Origin of the sequence: Stenotrophomonas sp. TWI700 (assembly GCF_039673645.1) — a bacterium.
Classification (GTDB): Bacteria; Pseudomonadota; Gammaproteobacteria; order Xanthomonadales; family Xanthomonadaceae; genus Stenotrophomonas; species Stenotrophomonas maltophilia_AA.
In genome coordinates this window covers 1-3,522 of record NZ_JBDJMB010000059.1, presented here as the reverse complement: position 1 = coordinate 3,522, position 3,522 = coordinate 1, and the positions used below count along the sequence as shown (strand labels likewise).

General features: G+C 66.6%; 4 protein-coding genes. All 4 read left to right on the top strand.

What is annotated here, in order from left to right:
- Positions 1-234: 234 nt before the first annotated feature.
- The 4 genes from mgtE (at position 235) to ABE473_RS18780 (ending at position 3,484) form a co-directional block, all read left to right on the top strand.
- Positions 235-1,596 (top strand): magnesium transporter, encoded by a 1,362-nt coding sequence (gene mgtE / locus ABE473_RS18795; protein ID WP_176990845.1) that lies wholly within the window; start codon positions 235-237, stop codon positions 1,594-1,596.
- Positions 1,597-1,610: 14 nt separating this feature from the next.
- Entirely contained in the window at positions 1,611-1,877 is a 267-nt protein-coding gene (locus ABE473_RS18790; RefSeq protein ID WP_176990846.1) for a hypothetical protein, read from the top strand.
- Between the two features lie 67 nt (positions 1,878-1,944).
- The gene (locus ABE473_RS18785) at positions 1,945-2,745 is read left to right on the top strand and encodes a prolyl oligopeptidase family serine peptidase (protein ID WP_346490531.1); all 801 of its coding nucleotides are present in this window, start codon (positions 1,945-1,947) and stop codon (positions 2,743-2,745) included.
- Positions 2,746-3,028: 283 nt separating this feature from the next.
- Positions 3,029-3,484 (top strand): transposase, encoded by a 456-nt coding sequence (locus ABE473_RS18780; protein ID WP_346490530.1) that lies wholly within the window; start codon positions 3,029-3,031, stop codon positions 3,482-3,484.
- Positions 3,485-3,522: the final 38 nt, after the last annotated feature.

The window sequence follows — 3,522 nt, the reverse complement described above, 5'->3', positions numbered from 1 at the left end:
GGGTTGCGGGGGGGGCGGTCTGGTCCTCTCATTTTTTTTGGGTTGTTTTGGGGGGGGGCCCCGCCCCCCCCCCGCCACTACCGGAGCGCTCCGTCCGATGCATGCATCCGCGCATCGCAACGGTCGTGCCCTACCCGATTGACACACAAGCACGCGATAATGACGCGGTGACCACCGCCCATGCCGCATCCTCTACCGGATAGCGGCCTTTTTCTTTTCCCGCAGGAGCTGTGCATGGCCGAAGCCGTACGCCACGACAAGACGGCACGCCAGCTGCGGCTGTTGTCCGATGCACTGGACAGCGGGCGACTGGGTCCGGTGCGCCGGCTGGTCAATACCCTGGCGCCGGCGGAGATCGGCAACCTGCTCGAATCGCTGCCCCCGGGCAAGCGCGAAATTGTCTGGGGCCTGGTCGATCCGGAAGACGACGGCGAGGTGCTGGTCCACGTCGGCGAGGAAGTGCGCGAAAGCCTGCTGGCCGACATGGACCCGGACGAGATCATCGCCGCGGTCGAAGACCTGGACATCGATGACCTCGCCGACCTGGTCGAAGACCTGCCGGACACGGTCATCGATGAAGTGCTCAAGTCGATGGACCGCGAGAACCGCGAGCGGCTCGAGCAGGTGCTCTCCTACCCCGAGGACAGCGCCGGACGCCTGATGAACCCGGACGTGGTGACCGTGCGCGCCGACGTCAACGTCGATGTGGTGCTGCGTTACCTGCGCCTGCGCGGCGAACTGCCGGACCACACCGATCACCTGTTCGTGGTCAGCCGCCGCCATCAATACCTGGGCCGGCTGTCGCTGGCCGCACTGGTGACGCACGAGGACAACACCCCGATCAACCGCCTGATCGATGACGAACAGCCGGCGATCGACGTCGGCGAGAGCGCTGAGGAAGTCGCGCGCCAGTTCTCCGATCATGACTGGGTCTCCGCCCCGGTGGTGGACGACAACAACATCCTGCTCGGCCGCATCACCATCGATGACGTGGTCGACATCATCCGGTCGCAGGCCGAGCACCAGGCGCTGGGCGCGGCCGGTCTGGACGAAGAAGAAGATCTGTTCTCGCCGATCAAGCGCGCCGTGCGCGGTCGCGTGGTCTGGCTCGGCATCAACCTGTGCACCGCGTTCCTGGCGGCCAGCGTGATCGGTCAGTTCGAGCTGACCCTGCAGAAAGTGGTCGCCCTCGCCGTGCTGATGCCGATCGTCGCCGGCGTCGGCGGCAATGCGGCCGTGCAGGTGCTGACCCTGATGGTGCGCGGCATCGCGCTGGGCCAGGTCGGCCAGAGCAACGCGCGCATCCTGCTGTGGAAGGAATCGCGGGTCGCGCTGATCAACGGCACCCTGATCGGCACCGTGGTCGGCATCATCGCCTACCTCTGGTTCCACAGCTTCCTGCTCTCGCTGGTGATCACGATGGCGCTGATCATCAACTTCTGCGCCGCCGCCCTGGCCGGCGTCCTGCTGCCGCTGCTGCTCAAGCGCATGAATGTCGATCCGGCGGTGGCCGGTACCGTGGTCGTCACCGCCGTCACCGACGTCATGGGCTTCTTCAGCTTCCTTGGCCTGGCCAGCCTGATCCTGCTGCACTGACCCTGGACTCCCGCATGGCCGTGACCCTCGACAATTACTTCGTCCCCGGCTGGCGCGACGCGACCTATACCTGCGCCGCCTGTGAATGGCAGGGCAGCGCGCGGCAGATGCCGATGGAACTGCACGAAGACGAAGCGCAGTTCGACTGCCCGCAGTGCGAGAATCCGATCCTGCTGGTGGTCCACCCCAGCCTGGCCCAGGTGCAGGCGGCCGCCGCCGAGGGCCACCCCGAGGCGATCGAACAGCTGGACATCCTCGCCTCGGTACCGCGCCCGCACTGATGCACTGCAAGATGCCCCGGCGCACCACCGGGCCTAGACTGAAATCGATTTCAGTCAGGGCACGACAATGGCGCGACGCTGGGGTGGATGGCTGCTGTGGGCGGTGGCGATGATGACGGTGGCTGGCTGTGCGAGCAGCCCCGATGCGTCAGGTGGCCGGTTCGTCGGCCGTGCGGTCAAGGTCGATGGCCAGACTGCCTACTACCAGGTGTTCGTACCGCGCACGGCAGCCGCCTCGCGCGGCGAACTGCCGGTGGTGCTGTTCCTGCATGGCTCCGGCGAACGGGGCCGCGACGGCCGTCGCCAGACCCAGGCCGGTCTCGGGCCTTACCTGCGCCAGCACGCCGCGACCTTCCCCGCGCTGGTCGTGCTGCCGCAGACCCCGGACGACCAGGAGTGGTCGGGCGGGAACAACCGCATCGCGCTGGCCGCGCTGGATGCCGCCATCGCCGAATTCGGCGCTGATCCGCGGCGGCAGTACCTGACCGGCATGTCGATGGGCGGCTATGGCAGCTGGAACATCGCGCTGGACGCGCCACAGCGCTTCGCCGCGATCGTGCCGGTGTGCGGCGCGGTCCTGGCCCCGCGCGCGGTGCGCCCCACCCTGTTCGTCGAGGACGTCGCCCACGAGGCCGATCCGTACGCGGCCATCGCCCAGCGCCTGCGCAACGTCCCGATCTGGATGTTCCATGGCGCGCTGGACGACGTGGTGCCGCCGGAGGACGACCGCAAACTGCACGCCGCTTTCCAGCAGGCCGGGGCAAAGGATGTGCGTTACACCGAGTACCCCGACGGCAACCACAACGCATGGGACGCCACGTATGCCGATGCCGCGATGTGGGAATGGCTGTGGGCGCAGCGGCGGTGATGGGCATTTTCGGTAGTGCCGGCCGCTGGCCGGCTCCGCAGAAATCCTGACACCTTCAGGTAGTGCCGGCCGCTGGCCGGCTCTGCAACATTCCGTCATCGCGCCATGCTGTTCGTGATCGCAGACGCTCCGTGGAGGCGGCCAGCGGCCGGCACTACCCTCATCACGTCGTGGATCATGCGGAGCCGGCCGGCGGCCGGCACTACGCTCTCGTGGTGTTCCGCGATAAGCGCCTGCGCCCTTGCCCGACACCGTGGTGCTGCGGAATCACTGACGATGCATCATGAGTTCTTCTCGACTACGCGCAGGGCGCTGTTCGATTCCAGGGCAGACCTACGTCCTTACGATGGTCTGCCACAACCGTCGGCGTTGGTTTGATGATCCCGACGTTTCCGCGATCGCCATGTTCGGCCTGAGGGAAATGGACGAACGTGGATATACACGATCCCTTGCCTGGGTCGTCATGCCCGACCATCTGCACTGGTTGCTGGAACTGAAAACGAAGCCGCTCGCCGACATCGCTCGACGCTTCAAATCGTCGACCGCCTTGGCGATCAATCGCGCGCAGGGTCGCGGTGGTGCGCTGTGGCAAGCGGGTTACCACGATCACGCCGTTCGCTCCGATGCGTCGCTGCGTCGGCATGCGATGTACATCCTGGGCAATCCGATCCGGGCAGGTCTGTCAGAGCAGATCGGAGACTACCCGTACGCATGGACCCTATGGCCTCATGACCGGTAGTGCCGGCCGCTGGCCGGCTCCGCAACGGACATCGGGAG